This is a genomic window from Rheinheimera texasensis DSM 17496 (genome assembly GCF_000711985.1).
GTDB classification, from domain to species: domain Bacteria; phylum Pseudomonadota; class Gammaproteobacteria; order Enterobacterales; family Alteromonadaceae; genus Pararheinheimera; species Pararheinheimera texasensis.
In genome coordinates, this window is record NZ_JONU01000008.1 from 362,132 (window position 1) to 380,850 (window position 18,719).

Consider the following 18,719-nt stretch of genomic DNA (forward strand, 5'->3'; position numbering starts at 1 on the left):
TATCGTTATAAATTTAACCGGTCAAGCCTGTTGCTGAAGATTTATTCAGCCCAGCGCGCCTTGATCTCCAGGATCTTCGGCAATTCCTGTTCGAGTAAATCCACCAGTTGTGGGTCAAAATGCCGGCCTTTTTGTGCCTGCAGGTGCGCCATAGTGTCTTCAATGCTCCAGGCACTTTTATAAGGTCGGGTGCTGGTCAGCGCGTCGAACACGTCACAGAGCGCGACAATGCGCGCTTCCAGCGGAATGTCCTCGCCTTTAAGGCCATGTGGATAACCAGTGCCGTCCCACTTTTCGTGATGATACAGCGCCACTTGCTGCGCGAGTTGCAGCAGATGCGAGTCCGCGTCACCTAAGATCTCGGCGCCGATCAGCGGGTGACGCTGCATTTCTTTAAACTCTTCGTCGGTCAGCTTGCCGGGTTTTAATAAAATATCATCGCGGATGCCGATTTTGCCGATGTCGTGCATTGGCGCGGCATGTAATAAATCTTCGGCCCGTTTTGGGCTCAAACCATAAGCGAGCGCTATGACCTGAGAAAAATGACTCATCCGCAGAATATGCAGGCCGGTTTCATTGTCGCGATACTCGGCTGCGCGGCCCAGCCTTTGAATCACCTGCAGCCGGGTCTTTTTCAGCTCTTGCGCCTGCACCAGTGACAGATGGGTTTTGACCCTGGCACGCACCACTGCCGGCGTTATGGGTTTGGTGATGTAATCGACGGCACCGACATCAAAACCCTGGGTTTCGTCGATTTCATCGCGCAGCGCCGTAACAAAAATAACCGGAATATGACGGGTTTGGGCATCGGCTTTAAGCGCAGTACAGACTTCAAAACCGGTCATGCCTGGCATCATCACATCGAGCAGCACCAGATCCGGCTGGTGTTCAGCGGCCAGTTGCAGCGCTTCCAGACCATTTTTGGCAAACAGCAGGCGGTACAGGTCATTGAGCACAGTGCGCAATACCCGCAGGTTGGTCGGTTCATCGTCGACCAGTAAAATGACCGGTAAATCCTCTGTCATACTTCCTCTCCACCTGCCAGTTGCGGCAACAGCTGTTGCAGTTGTTGCTGGGCTTTACTGAAATCAAAATCGTTGATGAGACTACAAATCTGCGCGACTTCCTGCTGGTACGGGCCATGATAGGCTTCCAGCTCAGTCAGTCGTTGCTCATCCAGTTCGTGGCGTGCCAGCGCACTTTGCAATGCCGTTAAAATCTCTGCCAACACGCTGGTGCTGGCGGGTACTGTGTAGGCCACCTGTTCGGTCGCTTGCTGTTGTAGCAACAGCTGATATTCAGCATCAAAACGTGGCCAGCAGTGCAGAATTTTATGCAGCAGATCGGCGCAGCGTTGCTGCTGTTGTTGCCGCCCGGCTTGTTCCAGTTCGGCGCAGACTTTGGCTAAAGGTTCCAGCGCCAGATTACCGGCCACACCTTTGACTGCATGCGCCACTTGTTGGATGACAGCAAAATCTTTTTGTTCCAGTGCCAGCTGCAGCTGTTGCAAGGCCAGACCTTGTTTGTCGAGGAATTGGCGCAGCGATGGCAGATAACGACCAAAACTGCCCCACAGCTGTAATGCTTTGCCAACATTAATCAGCTGCTCGCTGCCAGCTGTCGTGCTACTGAAGTCAGTCAACGGCGCTTGTACCTCGATTTGTAGTACCCGCGCCATTTCATAACAAAGTGCCGGGAAATCCACCGGTTTACTGGCAAAACCCTGCATACCAGCCTGCTGCGCAGCGGTTTTGTCTTCATCCAGCACACTGGCGGTCAGTGCTATCACTGGAATAACATCACGTGCTGTGTCCTGTTCCCATTGGCGCAGCTGACGACAAGCACCAAGACCATCCAGCACCGGCATCTGAATATCCATCAGGATTAGGTCCGGTTGGTGTTGTCTGGCAAGCAGAACGGCTTCAGCCCCGTCGGTAGCGCTGTAGACCTGATGGCCGGCGCGTGACAATAACAGGCCGAGCAATTCCAGATTTTGCGGAATATCATCGGCGATTAAAACACGCAGCGGCGGCAGGGCAGGTGCCTGCGAGCCATAACTGCTTTGTGCCGGGGCTTGCCCAGGGATAAGCGGAATGACAAAACTGAAAGTACTGCCGACACCGGGTTGGCTTTGCACCCAAATCCGCCCTCCCATCAGTTCCACCAGTTGTTTGCTGATAGTTGTACCAAGCCCGGTGCCGCCAAAGCGCCGGCTCATCGACGAATCGGCCTGAGTGAAGGCTTCAAAAATCTGCTCCAGTCGTTGTGGTTCAATCCCAATGCCGCTGTCGCGGATATCAAATTGCACCATGTCGTCAGGCATCGGCCGCACTGAAACAGTGACGCCGCCGAGTTCAGTAAATTTAATTGCATTGCCAATCAGGTTGGTCAGAATTTGCCGCAAGCGGTCGGCGGCGCCGAGGTAAAATTCGCCTAAATCCGCAGCCAGTTCCAGCTCGAGTGTCAGCTGTTTTTTCCGCGCCTGGATCCATAAGGTCGACACTACGCTATCCAGCACCGCCGGCAGCGAAAAGTCCTGCAGCTCCAGTTCCAGTTTGCCTTTTTCCAGTTTGGCGCTGTCGAGAATATCGTTCAGCAAATGCAGCAAGGAATGGGCAGAACTATGAATAGTCGACAGATGTTTTTTCTGCTCCGGCGCTAATGCAGAACTAAGTAACAGGTCACTGAAACCGATGATGGCGTTCATCGGCGTGCGGATCTCGTGGCTCATATTGGCCAAAAAGGCGGCGCGCGCTTCGGCGGCCAGTTCGGCTTTGTCTTTGGCCAGTCGCAGGTCAGTTTCCATCTGCTTGCGCACCGTGATATCCATGATAAAACCGTCCAGCCATTTGATATTGCCCAGCTCATCAAACACCGGTTCACCTTGCTCCAGTGCCCAGCGCAGCGAACCGTCCCGATGCACGATGCGATACTCCACATGAAAGACCCGGCGAAAGGTGTCCGGGTCTTGCAGCAACGGTCTATCGTCCGGATGGATGACTTCGACCCAGCTGCGTTTGCGGTCCGGCAGCATAAAGTCACTGGCCGGATAGCCGGAAATGCCTTCGATGGCGTCGCTTAAAAACAACATATCCCAGCTGTCGTTAAACAGACAACGATAAGCGGCGCCGGGGATATTGCTGATCAGCGAGCGGTATTTGGCTTCGTTGTCCTTCAGCGCCTGTTCCATCTGCTGGCGGACACGCAGGTCGGTGATAAAGGCCACAAACAGATCTTCATCCGGTAAGCGAACATGGCCTATCGCCAGCCGGACCGGTACCTGACGACCGTCTTTGTGCACGGCATTGACGTCGCGGCCCACGCCGATAATTTTTGCATCACCGGTATTGAGGTAACGCGCGAGGTAAGAATCATGTTCAGCACGGATGGTACCCGGCGTCAGGATATTCACGTTCTGGCCCAACAATTCTTGCTGCTGCCAGCCGAGGATTTGCTCCGCGGCTTTATTCATACTGAGGATTAAACCTTGCGCGTTGATAGTCACAATACCGTCAACAGCGGTATCCATCATCGCCATCAGCCGGCGTTCGTTCGTCATGGCGCGTTCGCTGGCGTCGCGGAATTTCAGTAGCAGATTGACCGCGACCACCAGTGCACAAATCATCAGCGTGGTGAAGGTAATGGCCATCGCCAGCACCAGCGGTGTTTCACCGGCTTGTGCCAGTGGTACAAAGCCGGGGGGCGGTACAAACCGCGCTGCGGCCATGCCGGTGTAATGCATGCCGGTAATAGCGCCGCCCATTACCAGACTGGCGATCATCGTCAGCCACAATGGGGAGATGCGCAGGCGTTTTAAGCCAAAACGCACCCACAGCGCCAGCACGGCCAGCACCACAGCCACCAGAATAGATAACAAAAACATCGGCAGGTCGTAGCGCAGCGCGACGGCCATGTCCATCGCGGCCATACCGGCGTAATGCATAGTGCCGATGCCGGCGCCGACTAAGACACCGCCCAATAATAATTGCGGCAGACTCAGCCGTTTTTTACTGATGAGATCCAGCGCCACCCAGGACGCTGCGATACTGGGTAACATCGACAATAACGTCAGACCGGGTTTGTAGCTGACTTCTGTACACAGGGCAAACGCCAGCATACCGATGAAATGCATCGACCAGACACCACCGCCAAGCGCGACACTGCCACTGGCCAGCATCAGCATCCGGTAACTGCGGCGCTGGATTTTAACGGCCTGCGCTGTGACCTGCATTGCCATGGCCGAGGCCAGCACGGCGATAGCAAAAGATAGCAACACCAGACCCGGCGTGTAGCTGCCACTGAGCAGCAGCGGATCTGCCGGATATTCAAACCACTGTAAAAGCCATTGCAACGACAGCACCTCCGCCTGAATTGAGTTGTGGTCAGCGCCACGACCTGATTATGTCACAGCGGCTGTGCATCCACGGATTAATTACCGGCCAGCACTACCTGATCGCGGCCCTGAGCTTTGCCCTGATACAGCGCCAGATCGGCGGCTTTGACCGCCTGTTCCAGCGCGTCTGGTTGCAAACCGACCGCGCTGATACCAAAAGTGGCACTAAGCGGGGTTGGTAACATCGGCAGCTGTAATTGGCGGATGCCCAGCCGCAGCTCTTCCACCAGGCTACTGGCCTGCGGCAGGTCCGTTTGTGGCATCAGCAACAAAAATTCTTCGCCGCCCCAGCGGGCGATTAGATCCTGGCCGCGCAGGCGTTGTTTCAGATACACCGCTACCGCTTTGAGCACGGCATCGCCTGTGTCATGGCCGTGTACATCGTTGATTTTTTTGAAATGATCGATATCCATCAACGCCAGAGTCAGGGCTGCCGGTGAGCGGCTGCGCTGTGCCTGCAGCAGCGCTGCTGCCGCATACAAGGCGCGCCGGTTTAACAAACCGGTCAGACTGTCGGTGTTGGACAATAATTTTAACTGCTGATTGGCTAATTCCAGCTCGGCAGTACGCTGTGCCACCAGCCGGTCTAGGGTGGCGGCGCGTTGTTGTAAGCGCCGCGTACGCAGATGGTACAAAAGTCCGAGCATGAAAGCGGTTCCGACTGTGAGCAGCGCAATGCCCAGCGGCCGTTGCCAGAACGGCACCGGCACTTGCAGTAATAAAGGCCGGGTTTGCACAAACTGACCACCGGCCTGCGCCATTACTTCCAGCCGGTGTTGGCCCGGACTGAGCTGACTTAAGGTCAACACTGCGTGCTCGCCGAGCGCAGTCCAGCTTTGCTCCGCTTGCCAGCGGAAAAAATACTGCACGCGCAAATGGGGCTGAAAGGCCAGCAATTTAAACTGCAGCTGCAGCTCTTCGACTTTTTCCGGTAGCAGGATGCTGCCGTTGGTTTCCGCCACATGAAATAACTGCCGGTTCAGCCGCATACTGGTCAGGTGTAACTGCATCGAGGATGGCACAGCGGTCATATCAGCCGGGCTAAGTTGCCACAGACCCATGCTGGTCGCGAGCTGCACCAAGTCGCCGGCAAGCGGGCTGATCCCCCTGAGCTGGGTGCTGCTGAGATCGAGGCCAGGTCTTGGCGCAAACAGATGTAAATTGCTGCCGTCCGGGTTGAAGCTCAATATACCATTGCGGGTCAGAACCCAGACCACATTCCCGCTCCGGGTGATGCCAATCACCCGCGGGTCCGGCAAGCCTTCTGCCTGACCGAGCAGTGAGACGGTCTGCTGGTCTGGCTGCAGGCGAATAAGGCCTCTGTCGGTACATAGCCATAACAAGTCTTCGACCGGCAACATGCATTGGAAATAACCGGTGGCCAGTTTATTGTCAGGTTGCCAGCGCAAGCTGATTTTGTTGGCATCGCCCTGATACAACTTACCCTGCCGGCTTAATAACCACAGCCGTTGCTGTGCATCGATCTGAATATCGACGATGCCTTCCTGTGCCTGGATATCGGTTTGCAGTTGCACCGCCTGCCAGTCCGCAACCGGCAGCCTGGCCGCTTCTGGACTTATCCGGTATACGCCTTGTTCCCATAACCCTAACCACAAAGCGCCGTCCGGCGCTATGATCAGCCGTTCGATATTAAAGCGCGCAGTGCTGATTTGCAGGGGCACAGGTACAAACTGATTATCACTGTCGAGCCGGAACAACCCCTGATCAGTGGCAGCCAGCGTATAGTCGCCGAATTGCACCACATCGCGCACGTAAGCCACCGGGCTCGCGGCGGCGAAAGTCAGTTCACGCCATTGCCCCTGATGCAGTTGCAACAGCGATTTTTCCAGCGCCTGCCAACGGGTATTGGTGATGGACGGCGGCCCCAGCCGGTGTGGTTGTTTTGGATTAAGAAAAGCGCTAATGGTCGGTTCAACCGGTCTGATCGCCGGCGCTGGTAACATTTGCAGGCCGTTATTGCGGCTGGTCAGCCAGATTTGGCCACGCCGGTCCCGGAAAATTTTGCGGATGTCGACGGCGCTTTGCAGTAGTTCGGTACTTTGTTTGTCTCCGCTCAGATTTAAGCGGAACAGGCCATCAATCGAGCCAATTAACCAGCTGCTGGCGGATTCGGCCAGAATCGTATTGGAATTGCCGACCCCGATCTGTTTGAGCTGATGGGGCTGAGCTAAATCCAGCAGATAAAGGTGAGCGCGCAGTCCGACTAATATACGATGCCCCTGCACGGCGATAGCCCGGATCTCCTGATCCCGGAATTCAACCTGTTGCAGCCATTCGCCCTGCGCTGCTGGCGTTGGCGGCAAACGGTACAGGCCTTTAGAAGTGGCGACCCACAAGGTGCCGTCGTCCTGTTCGGTCAGTTGCCAGATGCGCTGACCGGCGAGCGGCTGCCACAGTTCAGCCTGCAGATTATCCGGGTTTAACTGAAACAGCCCTTCGGTGGTGCCAATCCATAACACCTGTTGCCGGCTTAAATATAAAGTCTGGACCCGGGCATTGGCTGGCAGTGATGAGTTGATTTGCTGCCAATGCTGGCGCTGACTGTCGAGCCGCCACAGGCCGTTGCCCCAGGTACCGACCCACAGCTGGTTGTGTTTGTCGCTGACGACCTGACTGTAGCTGACGGCACGGCGCGGGCCCGGCGGCATAAAACGCAGATATTCCTGACCGTCATAGCGCAGCAGGCCTTCAAATTCAGCGGCCAGCCAGAGGAAATCTTGCTGGTCCTGCGTTATGCCGTACACCACGCCCGGCACGTTTTGTGGCAGTTCAACCGTAGTGGCGGGCAGTGTCTTGGCGGCCACCTTGGCGGAATTCAACCAGCTACCACATAACAAGATAAGCAGGAGCATCGAACAAGTCAGGCGCCGGAACCAATGCAACAAAATTCACCATGATAAGGACAAAAACCTAATGTATCTGAAGCAGAATGGTTTTTCCACCCGGCCGGCACTTGCAGTACTGCACTTGCAGTGTGGCGCTGCGGCCATGACAATAGCTGCTAACAGAGTGCATAAAGCCCCACAGGAGCAATAACATGGAATGGGACGACAGCGCCGATTTTGTCTGGTGTGAACAACAATTCGCTGCAATTGAAGCTTATGTAACGGAGCAGCAAATCCCGCATGGACTGATCTGCGACTGGCCTGAGTGGTATACCGCACCTTATGTCGGTTTATGGGTAGTGGAAGATCCGGCTGACCCGGGTTATGCCGGCCACTGGATTTTAGCCGGCGACAGCACCGGCGCTCAGCCGCAGCCGGTGCCTTTTGACCATTTGCCGGCTGCAGAGTTGCCAGAACCACGTGATGCCATGGCGGCCTTTGCCAAACGCTGGGCCGGGTTGGCGGCAAAAGCTCAAAAGGGTGAAAGCTGGTCCGGCAGCCCGGTACTGAGTGGTGATTTAGCGGCACAAGCCAAACAGCTGAGCCGCCAGGCGCAATTACTGAGCCTGTGGGCGCAGGATGATGAGCTTTGGGAAGAGGATTGATTGTACCGGATACTGACAGGTTTTCAGTGGTTGTGAGTAAGTGAGCCGGTATGGCGCCCACAGTGAGTGTCGTTATTGCAAAACATAAAATATATAAAAGAAGAACCCGGCGGTTGTCGCCGGCCGGATTCTCTCAATTTTGTACTATTTTCCGGTTGATACATTGCAAGGCAATATGTGGTCTCCAAATGATTTTTGGAGACGTAAAACATCGTCGTTGTTTGATTGCAGGTAATAGATTCTTTTCTCCAGTTCTGAAAAATAGTCTATTGCGCACATTGCTGAATTGATTTGAAAAGCTCTCACGTCTTCAATTTTTTCTTTTTTAATTGCGATTTTTGCCAGAATGATTTGAGATTCTATGTCTTGAATATGTGAGGCTCTTAGAATTCCAATTGCGGTATACGTAATGATAAAGCTTGAAAATAAAAATCCAAATATAAACCCATATGAAAATGATTTTTTACTATATTTCATTTGTCTATTTTCATCTATTTTATGCATTTTTATATGCGGTATTGTTGGGTTTGTGCATAATTATCGACCTGCTAAGGTTAATTAAAAATCAAATTAAAATCAGGTTATGCAGTTGTTTATTCACGATTTAATCGTCTGTAGCGGAAAATGGTTGTAATAAGAATTGCCAGATTAATGACGGGTATAAACATCAGAATGGAAGAGAATTTAAATTTGTTATATATTTTTGCATCAAGGTAAATTTTTACAATAAAAAAAATTAAGAAGATGACGCTATTTATAAACAGGAGCGGGTGTATTGAGCCAGCCCGTAACGATTCTAGTATTTCCATGCTTGATGAACATCCTTTGTTAGTGTGAAAAAATGCTTGGCGGTTTTTTTAGTGTTTTTTTCTGCGGGTTTTGCATGTTAAATGCTTTCTATTCTGATTGATTGTAGGTCTGATTTTTTAAATTAAATGAATTTACAGTGCTCAGGTATTTGAGAAAGGGCATTTCATTGAATTTAAAGTGTCCACCCAAATGAAGTGGACACTTTAATTTTTAATGTGTGAGGTCTGAAAAGCTATATCAGAACTTCACGGTATAACGCAGCGTCCAGTTGCGGCCTAACCAGTCGTGGATCGAGCTGGCATAACCGTTGGTTGGTGATGATGCATAAGGTGGTTCTTTGTCTGTCAGGTTACGCACTGCAAACTGGATATCCTGTTTGTCGGTGATGTTGTAACCGATGCTGGCGTTTAAGGTCAGCCAGGATTTGACGGTTTCATTGTCAAACTTAAAGTCACCATCGCCGAGCGAGCTGATGTAATGCGCGCTTAAGCTGGCATTCCAGTCTTGCAGTTCCCAGTCAATCGCCGCGTCGCCAACAAATTCCGGCCGGGCGATTTCACTGGCGCCACTGAGTTTACCCAGTAAATCTTCGGCTGGATCGTCGGCAGTCAGCTGACGTTCGTAGCTCAAAGTGCGGGTGCCGGCTAAGGTCAGGTTAAAGCGGCCGGCGCTGCTGTCGATGCCGTATTTGATTTTGGCGTCGATACCGTCAGTTTCCTGGGCGCCGACGTTAAAGAAACCGGTACGCAGGAATACCAAATCACCGCCGGCATCTTTCACACAACCAAAGGCGCCGTTCAGGGCTGCTTCGCTGCTCACAGTCGGCGCTGTGCCGGCGAGACAGGCTTTTAACGTGGTGTTGGCATCAACATCAACAATATCAGTGTGCTCATAACGCCAGTAATCCACGGTGATGTTGAAGTCATCCGTCAGGTTCCAAGACACACCGGCGTTCCAGGCTTCAGAGCTTTCCGCATCCAGACCACGGTTACCCAGCGTTTCCTGATCGAATTCCAGTTCACCGGCCTGAGCGCCGAAGCTACCGCACAAACCGTTGTACGGCTTGCCGCTGCCACAATCGATATAGTTCGAACCCAATGAAGTACCGGCGCCTAGTTCAGACAACGATGGCGCGCGGAAACCGGTGCTCCAGCTGGCGCGTAGGATCACATCATCAGTCGCTTTGTAACGCAGCGAAATTTTCGGGTTGGTATCACCACCAAAATCACTGTAATGGTCATACCGCAGCGCGGTGATCGCATCCAGCTGTTCGGTCAATGGCAGGTTGAACTCAGCGTAACCGGCATATTGCGTGCGGTCGGCGGCTGCATCGCTGGCACCTAAAGTACTGACTAAACCCTGCTGGGCGACTAAGGCCGGTCTGTCGAAAATATCTTCGCTGCGCCATTCACCACCAAATACCGCGCTGATCGGGCCGGCCGGTAACTCGCCTAACTGACCACTCAGGTTAAAATCCCAGGATTTGACATCCGATTCACCAACGCGCGGCGCCAATTCGCGCAGGCTGGCCAGCACTTCAGGCTTAGTGTCGCGGCCTAAATTAAACGGATTAAACTGGCCACTGGCAGTTGCTGCAGCGACGCGATCCAGATTGTAATAGCCACTGGTATGCAGCACTTCGTTGTCGGATTTACCGATAGTAGCAGCTGTTTCCCAGCGCCAGCTGTCGCTGCTGCCAAACAAAGTAGTTTCACCACGCAGGCCGGCTAGCAGGCGGTAGCTGTTGCTGTCATATTCCTGCATCCGCACTTCCGGGTAACGCGAACGGATACGGATGGTGCCGGCTGAGCCGTTTTTGGCGTCAATATCACGAGCCCACTGCGGCACTGAACTGAGTGTTCCCGGCACACGCAGGTCAAAAGAGCCGGCTGAATCGTAAGAATGGCCGCTGTTTTGCTGGTACATGGCTTCCACAAACAGCTCGTTGTCACCACCGAGGCGATAAATATGGTTTAGCGTGGCGCCGAGATTTTTGCTGTCCGGCTGAATCGCGCGCTCCATGACGTAGTCGTACTGGCAACGCGTGCCGCCATTGCTGGTTGCAGTACCGCACCAGGGTTCGGCGTAATCTTTGCCGTCAATTGTGACGCGGGTTGACGACTTAAAAGTAACATCAATCGGCCGGTCTTTATTCATCAGTGCATCGCGTTTGAAATAATCCAGTACCACAGTGGTGTTGGAGTTTTCTGTGGCGAAACCACCGGTGTAAGTGAAATTCTGCCGGGTAAAATCGCTGTCAGCGGTATCGTCGCCATACATGGCGCTGATTTCCTGACCTTCGTAATCTTTTTTCAGGATAAAGTTGATAACGCCGGCGATAGCGTCTGAGCCATAGACTGAAGCAGCGCCGTCGGTCAGTACGTCGATGCGTTCAATCGCTGCCATCGGAATAGCGTTGACGTTAACAAAAGAATCAAAGCCGTTGGAGAAAGAATCAACCGCCACCCGACGGCCGTTGACCAGTACCAGCGTTGAGCTTGAGCCCAGGCCGCGTAAGCTGACGCCGGCTGCGCCAGGAGGTGTGCCGTCTGAACCACCGACATTGCCGTTTTCAGTGAAAGTGCCGGCGCTGGCGGCTTGTGGCAGATCACGCAGGAAGCTGGCGACATTGTCATAGCCTTTGTTAATCAGCTCTTCTGCAGTGAAAACCTGCAGGGGATTGGCACCTTCCATGTCGACGCCTTTGAGGCGCGAACCTGTGACTTCAATTTTTTCGATTTTCTTTTCGGCGTCAGCCTGTTCTGTGCCAGCCGCCGGTGCTTGTTGGGCCTGAGTGCTGAAAGCCAGCAGCAGGGCGCTGCATAAGGCTGATTTACGGATTTTAGCTGCCGGTGATGTCGTTGTGTTCATGGGTATTCCTCTGGATCAAAATGTTGCTTTTAAGCAATCTGATTTACGTTGTGTAAAAAAACGACACAGAGGGGGCCGCACAGGCAGATCCGGAGTGACACGCTCGGACAGATCATCAATAACCACGGACTGCCATTGCAGGGAGTGCGCAACAACAGGCGGATTATTGCCGTAAAGCCGGGATCTGTGGGGCGTCCCTCTGCGTCAGGCAGAGGGGTGGCTAATTATTAAACCACTCGGAAAGGTAGTAAGGAGAGTAACGGTAGTTGCTCAGGTTGACTGCGCATTTCAACATGACTCTCCTCCTTTTGGTTTGGCAGCTGCTCAACATTGGGGCGGCAGCTGACTTGGATTATTCGGTGCTATTGAGCATTTTGGCAGGTCCAACCGGACCAGCAAAGCCGGAAAATCGGCTTGCTTTTCAAACTGTCTGATCCGGTAAAAACTGTCAAGCGGTTTTTTTTCACCCTGCATTCTCAGAATGCTTAGCGATTGATTTGCAGATAAAAATTCTGATAAGAACAATAATCTGCCGCTGGCTTCACCTGCGAATAAGCCCCAGACACAGCCCGGCTGTCTTGTTGCTGTAGCAGGATTAGCTGCGCCTGCGGCGCTTGTCCTTCAGCGCGCGGCTGCCCGCTTTGGCATAGTCGCCGCGCTAATTGCCGGTAGTGATCGCCACGCAAAATGTCGTCTTGTTTGATGACGGCGGCCTGATTTTGCTGCTGCGACACCGGCTTTTTCCACGGCGCAAACAACACTTTCAGCTCGCCATTTTGCAGCAATGCCTGGTCGTCGCGGCTCAGGTAGTGGGTGCGCACACCGCTGATGGTCCAGTCCGCGCTGCTGCCTTTGGCTTTAGCGCCGGCCAAATCGGCGATAAACACGCCGGAAGCACCAAGCACGGCTAAGCGGGCATTGTCAGGGGCTGTCGGATTTAAGCCAACCAGCAGGGCCGTGGCTTCATCGACGCCAAAACCGTAGCGGGTTTGCGTATCACTGAGCAACCTTACCAGCCGGGCTTCGCGGCCACGTTCGGAAAAATGCGTGTCGGTGACACCGAAGGGGAATAAACCCAGGCCACCCTGAGCCCGGTAGGTCAGCTGATCTTCGGCCAGTTCAGCCGGGCAGCTATGATTTTTTTCACAGCCGGCGAGCGGGGCCTCTGCCGCCACAGCGCCACTTTGCAGTGCCTGAGAGCTGCTGCCATTGCTAATCATCGGTACCGGTTTATGCGCAAAAGCCCCACCGGCCTGCACAGCCGTGCCGGCGCTGGTGCCGGCGACAATCAGTTTGCCCGCCTGCAGCCGGGCTGCGATGGCCTTCAGTTCCGGGCTCGGGCTGCCGTCTGGAAGACGCAGCGCTTGTAGCGTCAGGCTTTGGTCGCCGCCATTAAAAAAGATCGCATCAGCTTGCTCAATTTGGGCGACTGCAGCTGCCGGGCCTTGCTGGCAGAAAGCCTGCAGCTCGGCAAATAAATCCGGATAAACCGCGCTGCGATTGTAGCTGCCGTGGATGTCAGCGAGGTACTGGGGTAATTGCTCACAACCGGCTTTGCCGGCGGTTTTTTGCTGCTGTGCCGCCTGATAGGCAGCGTTTAGCGGTAACCAGCGTGCTTCGGCACCGGTTTCGGCAAAAGCGCTTTGATAGAAATCCACCGCAGACAGCGGGTCGCGGCTGGAAGCTGTCACCACTAAGACCACTGGTTTCCCCGGTTTTTGCCGCACTTTGCCTGCCAGTTCAGTGATTTTCTGGTAGATTTCGACGCTGAACGGGTCTTTGGTATGCGCCAGGCTGGCCTGTTCGCGCCGGCGTAGTTGTTTTTCTGCAAGCTGAGGCTGCTGCAACAGGTCAAACATCAGGTTCAGTTCCAACTCCGACAGCTGCTGATACAGCGTTTCGCCGCTGATGGTCTGGCCGGTCAACTTCACGGTAGCCAGCCGTAAGCGCTGGCGCAGTTCGTCTTCAGTCATGGCCGTGCTACCAAAGTCCAGCATCAGCTGACTGAGGATGGCTTGTGTTTGCTGGCGCTGTTCAGCCCGGCTTTCTGGCCACACCGCGGATTGGCTGATGTCATGGATGCGGGGCAGGCTGAGTGCATAGAGTTCGCTGCTTTTGGCGTTCGCAGCAAACTGCGGATTGTCGCTGCAGGAAGCGCGGCTTTGTGAGCTGCAGGTATGCAGGCCTCCACCAACTAACACCATTGAATATTCAGGAAATTGTGGCGTTGCCGCCATCAGGGAAGTGGTGCTGAACAGGCTTAGAGCCAGCAGCTTTCGGGTCAGATGTTGTTTCATTATAGGGGCCATTATGGTGACGTTTTATTACTAATACGCCGGGCTGTGTTGCAAAATCCAGCAGTTTTTTTTGCCCCTTGCCGCTTGACTTCCCGCAGGCAAATCAGTAATTGTGAAAAGGACTGTCGGCCACCCAGGCCCTCAGCACATCAATTTTCATGGTAGCGATATGCTGAAAAACGCTTTTTCATTGAGCTCATATCACTACTCGTCCTACTACCTGTCGGAGTGGTTTAACGAGTAGACACTGCCCGGACACTCTGTGTCTGGCGGGGTCTGTCCCTGCTCGTTTGTACCAAACATCACCATTTAATTTTCGGGCTTCTTGTGTCTGACACAAGCCCGGCAGCTGATCCGAACAGGTATTTTGTATGCGTAAACTTTCTGCCGTTACACTGGCTGTTGCCAGTGCATTCCTGCACAATGCTTTTGCTCAAACAGCAGAGCAAGCTACTGAAAACAATGAAAAAAGCGTTGAAAAAATTGAAGTGACCGGTTCGCGCCTGAAGGGCGTTGACCTCGAAGGCACCCAACCTCTGGTGGTGATTTCCGCTGACGACATTAAAAACTCCGGCGCCACTTCGGTGTATGACTTGCTCAAAGACGTCGGCCAGTTACGAGGCGGCAGCGGTACTTTCTCCACGTCCGAAAGCGGTACGGCATCGAACGACACTCCAGCCGGTCAGGCCGCAGCATCGCTGCGTGGGATGGGACCTTCCTCGACTTTAACGCTGATAAACGGCCGTCGGGTTGCCGCATCGTCTTTTGCAGCGGGTACCGAAAACTTTGTCGACATCAACGCCATCCCAGTCTCGGCCATCGAGCGGGTCGAGATCCTCGCCACCGGCGCCTCAGCCATTTACGGCGCTGACGCAGTCGCGGGTGTCATCAACTATGTGCTGAAAAAAGATTTTGATGGCGCGGAAATGGATATCAGCTACAGCGATACTGAAGCCAGTTCCGAAGAAAGTAAAAAAGGCCTGAATTTTATCTGGGGTCACAATTTTGGCAAAAACAACCTGACGTTGTTTGCCGATTTTTATGACAGCAATGAATTTGCCTACAGTGACCGCGCTCTGACGGCACAAACCTGGTCGCCATCGACCCGGGGTCAGTTCCCAACGGTACGCTACACCACGTCAGATTATCAGGACCCGGTCAGCGGCGAATACGTTGGTTTTGCCGATCCTTCCTGTCCACAATCTCTGGTACTGGTCACAGATCCGGAGTTTGGCGATACCGGCTGTGGCTACAATCCGAATCAGGACATGCTGATCCGGCCGGCGCAGCAGAATGCTTCAGCAGGGCTCATTCATCAGGGCGAACTGGGTGAATTGCGCTGGTTTAATGAGTTTTTCATCAGCCGGACAAAATCAACCGCACAAAGCACACCAGCCAATTTCACCGATTTGCAGGACCGCAGCAGCTGGATTTATGCCGGCTTTAATAACCCGGCGATCCGCAACGATAAAACTTTATCCTCATTGATTTATCCAATTAACCGCAATAGCCCGAATGGAACACGGGTGCCGGTGGTTGAACTGCGTGGCCGTTTCCTTGCTCCTAAAGTGATTGAAAATGAAACCAATGCTTATCGGCTGGTGAGCGGTTTACAAGGCACTGTGGCAGATTTTGACTGGGAAACGGCACTGATGTATTCCCGCAGTGAATCAGATCAACAAGCGATCTCAGGCGTTTATAACCGCTACAAATTTAATGCCGCCCTGTTTGGCGAACTATGCGCCGACGGCAGCACCAAATGTAGTCCTGCCGGCGGGGGACTTTGGTTTAATCCATTCGGTGGCCAGACCGGCAACGATGAAGTGCTCAAACTGATGGCGGAAAATCCGTCCCGGCGCGGTAAATCCGAAGTGCTGAGTGCCGATTTCCGCTTAAACGGTGATTTATGGCAGTTGCCGGCCGGCAATGTCGTGTCAGCCTTTGGCGCTGAATTCCGCCATGAAAAACTCAGTGATGACCCGGATTTGATTGCTCAGTCGCGGTTTGACCGCAATTACCTGGTGGATGTGATTGGTTTTGGTTCCAGCAAATCTGCGGCGGAGCGTAAACAATGGGCATTGTTCAGCGAGTTGTTAGTGCCGCTGGTCGACAAGGTTGATCTGCAGCTGGCGGGGCGTTATGACCATTACGATGATTTTGGCAACAGCGTCAATCCGAAAGTCGGCCTGAGCTGGCGTCCGACTGAGGCGCTGGTCCTTCGTGCCGCTTGGGCTACTTCGTTCCGTGCACCTTCGCTGACTCAGGCGGGGGTGGAACTGCGGACCACCAGTACTACAGCGCGCTGCCTCTCAGAGTTTGCTTCTTTATACTGTGGTGGCGATGTTGGCGGCGAAATCACGCCCAATACGCTGGAATTCGGCAATCCGGCCTTAGATCCGGAAGAAGCCGAATCGGTCAGTGCCGGTTTTGCCTGGAGTCCGACAGATGACAGCACGCTGACGCTGGATTATTGGCAGTTTGACCACAAGAAAATCATCGGCACCGATTTGGAATCCATGTTGATGCGCACGTTAACGGAACCTGGATTGCGTTTCTGCGGTTTGGTGCCGGCCGACCAAGTGGGGATCGCCTTTGATCCGCTGTTATGCGATGGTCTCAAGCTGCAATCAGGCTTTACTAACAATCTGACGCAGGTGCTGGCGGACTGGCGCAAAATCGATACCCGCGCCACCAGCCTGCCGCTGTTTCGCGACCATATTCTGTTGCTGGAAAATACCGGCAATCAGCAAACCAAAGGTCTGGATCTGACTTACAGCCAGCGTTTTGATACTGATTTAGGCAGTTTTAAACTCAGTGCTGATGTAACCCGGCTGATGAGTTTCACCCGCGAACGCACGGCGTTTTCCGGGACTGAGCAGCTTGCCGATAGTTTCCGCTATCCGCGTTTGTTAGCCAGCCTGAAATTACGCTGGGACGCCAACGATTGGTTTGGTGGCTTGGGGCTGAATTACACCAGCGACTATCAGGACGAAATTGCTTTGCTGGAACCGGCGGATATTGCGTTGCTGGCGGAGCAGGGCATTGCTATCGATCGTCGTGTGCCTGCCTGGACCAAAGTGAATGCGCAGCTTGGGTATGATGTGAACAAACATCTGACCCTCAGTCTGAATATTGATAATCTGCTGGATCGTGACCCGCCGTTTATCTATGGCCGCTATAAAGATGTCGATTTCATCAATCATGACGTGTTAGGTCGTAACTACCGTTTATTGGCGACCTACCGGTTCTAAATATCCGGTTCAGGATTGTGTTAAATCCGGGAAGCCTGGCTTCCCGCCTTTTAGCTTCAGGAATTTTATATGTCTGCTGAAAAACAGCTGCAGGGCAATTCATCTTCGTCCATGCCGGACGCGATGGTGATCCTGTTCTTTATCATGGTGCTGGCGGCTATCGCTTCGCACCTAATCCCGGCTGGTTCTTTCCAGCTGCTGGAACCGGCACCGGTGGCGGAAGGTGCTGCCAAAGTCACGGGTAAGCTGGACCCAAATAGTTTCCATTTTGCTGAAAACAGCGAAGGTGGGGTACCACTGTTTGCTGAAGGCGGCGGTATCGGTTTTTTTAACTATGCCTTTGAGGGGCTGGTGTCGGGTAATAAATGGGGCTCGGCCGTCGGCGTAGTGATGTTTATCCTGCTGACCGGTGGTGCTTTTGGCATCCTGATGAAAACCGGCGCAATTCACAACGGGATTCTGGCACTGATCCGGCGCACACAGAATCTGCAGATTTTATTTATCCCAATATTATTTCTGCTGTTTTCGCTCGGTGGTGCGGTGTTTGGTATGGGCGAAGAGGCAATAGCTTTTTGCATCATTCTGCTGCCACTGATGCTGGCGCTGGGCTATGACGCGATCACCACGGTGTTGGTGACCTATGTCGCAACTCAAATCGGTTTTGCAACGTCCTGGATGAACCCGTTTAACATTGCCATCGCGCAGGGTATTGCCGAGATCCCGCTGTTTTCCGGTCAGGAATTGCGCATTGGGATGTGGGCTGTGTTTACGCTGTTTGGCCTGGTGTTCACGATGCGCTACGCTGCCAAAATCAAAGCCAATCCGACATTGTCTCTCAGTTATCAGTCTGATCTGCGCCAGCGTAGTCAGCACAGTGCGCAGGTGGTCAGTCAATACCAGCTGTTGGACTCAGTGATCCTACTGGCTTTTTTTGCTGGCCTTGGCTGGATCATCTGGGGCGTCACCAGTCGCGAATATTACATTCCTGAAATTGCCAGCCAGTTTTTCACCATTGGTATCGTGATTGGGGTGATTGCTGTATTGGGCCGGCGTATGACGGTGAATGATGTCGCCGACGGTTTTAAACAGGGCGCCGCTGAGTTGCTGCCCGCCGCAATGATTGTTGGTATGGCCAAAGGCATGTTACTGCTGCTCGGTGGCGGCGATCCGCAAACGCCATCGGTACTCAACACGCTGCTGTATTATTCGGCGCAGTCGTTGCAGGATTTACCGGCCTATCTGTCTGCCTGGCTGATGCTGGTGGTGCAGTCAGTGATTAACTTTTTTGTTTCTTCCGGTTCTGGCCAGGCCGCCTTGACTATGCCGTTGATAGCCCCGCTGTCTGACCTGATTGGTTTGTCACGTCAGACCGCAGTGTTGGCCTTTCAACTCGGCGATGGCCTGACCAACTGTATTATCCCAACTTCAGCTGCGTTGATTGGTTGCCTTGGTGCAGTGCGGCTCGACTGGACGGTCTGGCTGCGTTTTGTCTGGCGGCTGCAACTGTATCTGTTTGCATTGGCCAGCGCTTTTATGCTGCTCGCTGTTGCCACGCACTATCAGTAAAAGGAATGGACTGTGAACTC

Annotated in this window: 9 protein-coding genes; 3 read left to right on the forward strand and 6 right to left on the reverse strand. The window is 53.5% G+C overall.

What is annotated here, in order from left to right:
* Positions 1-41: 41 nt before the first annotated feature.
* The 3 genes from Q399_RS0107555 to Q399_RS0107565 form a co-directional block, all read right to left on the reverse strand.
* The gene (locus Q399_RS0107555; protein WP_031567347.1) at positions 42-1,025 is read right to left on the reverse strand and encodes an HD-GYP domain-containing protein; all 984 of its coding nucleotides are present in this window, start codon (positions 1,023-1,025) and stop codon (positions 42-44) included.
* Positions 1,022-4,351, reverse strand: coding sequence for an MHYT domain-containing protein (locus Q399_RS0107560; RefSeq protein WP_106388975.1), 3,330 nt, complete (start codon positions 4,349-4,351; stop codon positions 1,022-1,024). Before Q399_RS0107560 ends, Q399_RS0107555 begins: the two co-directional genes overlap by 4 nt.
* Positions 4,352-4,428: 77 nt before the next feature.
* On the reverse strand, positions 4,429-7,266 hold the full coding sequence (locus tag Q399_RS0107565) for a ligand-binding sensor domain-containing diguanylate cyclase (RefSeq protein ID WP_031567352.1): 2,838 nt from the start codon (positions 7,264-7,266) through the stop codon (positions 4,429-4,431).
* Between the two features lie 185 nt (positions 7,267-7,451).
* Here Q399_RS0107565 and Q399_RS0107575 point away from each other — a divergent pair, with 185 nt between their 5' ends.
* Positions 7,452-7,904, forward strand: coding sequence for a DUF4826 family protein (locus Q399_RS0107575; RefSeq protein WP_031567354.1), 453 nt, complete (start codon positions 7,452-7,454; stop codon positions 7,902-7,904).
* 144 nt (positions 7,905-8,048) lie between these two features.
* Here Q399_RS0107575 and Q399_RS0107580 read toward each other — a convergent pair whose 3' ends face one another.
* The 3 genes from Q399_RS0107580 to Q399_RS0107600 form a co-directional block, all read right to left on the reverse strand.
* Positions 8,049-8,408, reverse strand: coding sequence for a hypothetical protein (locus tag Q399_RS0107580; protein ID WP_031567356.1), 360 nt, complete (start codon positions 8,406-8,408; stop codon positions 8,049-8,051).
* Positions 8,409-8,951: 543 nt separating this feature from the next.
* Positions 8,952-11,585: a TonB-dependent receptor plug domain-containing protein gene (locus Q399_RS0107590; protein WP_031567360.1), complete on the reverse strand. Its 2,634-nt coding sequence runs from the start codon at positions 11,583-11,585 to the stop codon at positions 8,952-8,954.
* Positions 11,586-12,070: 485 nt separating this feature from the next.
* Positions 12,071-13,882 carry a cyanophycinase gene (locus tag Q399_RS0107600; protein ID WP_051685839.1) on the reverse strand — a complete coding sequence of 604 codons (1,812 nt, stop codon included), beginning with the start codon at positions 13,880-13,882 and terminating at the stop codon, positions 12,071-12,073.
* A 371-nt stretch (positions 13,883-14,253) separates the two neighbouring features.
* Between Q399_RS0107600 and Q399_RS0107605 the strand changes: the two genes are divergently transcribed.
* Together Q399_RS0107605 and yfcC are read left to right on the forward strand one after the other, a co-directional pair.
* Entirely contained in the window at positions 14,254-17,133 is a 2,880-nt protein-coding gene (locus Q399_RS0107605) for a TonB-dependent receptor (protein WP_031567366.1), read from the forward strand.
* Positions 17,134-17,202: 69 nt separating this feature from the next.
* Positions 17,203-18,699: a putative basic amino acid antiporter YfcC gene (gene yfcC, locus Q399_RS0107610; RefSeq protein ID WP_037045877.1), complete on the forward strand. Its 1,497-nt coding sequence runs from the start codon at positions 17,203-17,205 to the stop codon at positions 18,697-18,699.
* Positions 18,700-18,719: the final 20 nt, after the last annotated feature.

Excerpts from the sequence above, each read along its gene's own strand:
- Q399_RS0107555 (WP_031567347.1), bottom strand. The coding sequence starts at position 1,025 with ATGACAGAGGATTTACCGGTCATTTTACTGGTCGACGATGAACCGACC.
- Q399_RS0107565 (WP_031567352.1), bottom strand. The coding sequence starts at position 7,266 with ATGCTCCTGCTTATCTTGTTATGTGGTAGCTGGTTGAATTCCGCCAAG.
- Q399_RS0107575 (WP_031567354.1), top strand. The coding sequence starts at position 7,452 with ATGGAATGGGACGACAGCGCCGATTTTGTCTGGTGTGAACAACAATTC.
- Q399_RS0107580 (WP_031567356.1), bottom strand. The coding sequence starts at position 8,408 with ATGCATAAAATAGATGAAAATAGACAAATGAAATATAGTAAAAAATCA.
- Q399_RS0107590 (WP_031567360.1), bottom strand. The coding sequence starts at position 11,585 with ATGAACACAACGACATCACCGGCAGCTAAAATCCGTAAATCAGCCTTA.
- Q399_RS0107600 (WP_051685839.1), bottom strand. The coding sequence starts at position 13,882 with ATGAAACAACATCTGACCCGAAAGCTGCTGGCTCTAAGCCTGTTCAGC.
- Q399_RS0107605 (WP_031567366.1), top strand. The coding sequence starts at position 14,254 with ATGCGTAAACTTTCTGCCGTTACACTGGCTGTTGCCAGTGCATTCCTG.
- yfcC (WP_037045877.1), top strand. The coding sequence starts at position 17,203 with ATGTCTGCTGAAAAACAGCTGCAGGGCAATTCATCTTCGTCCATGCCG.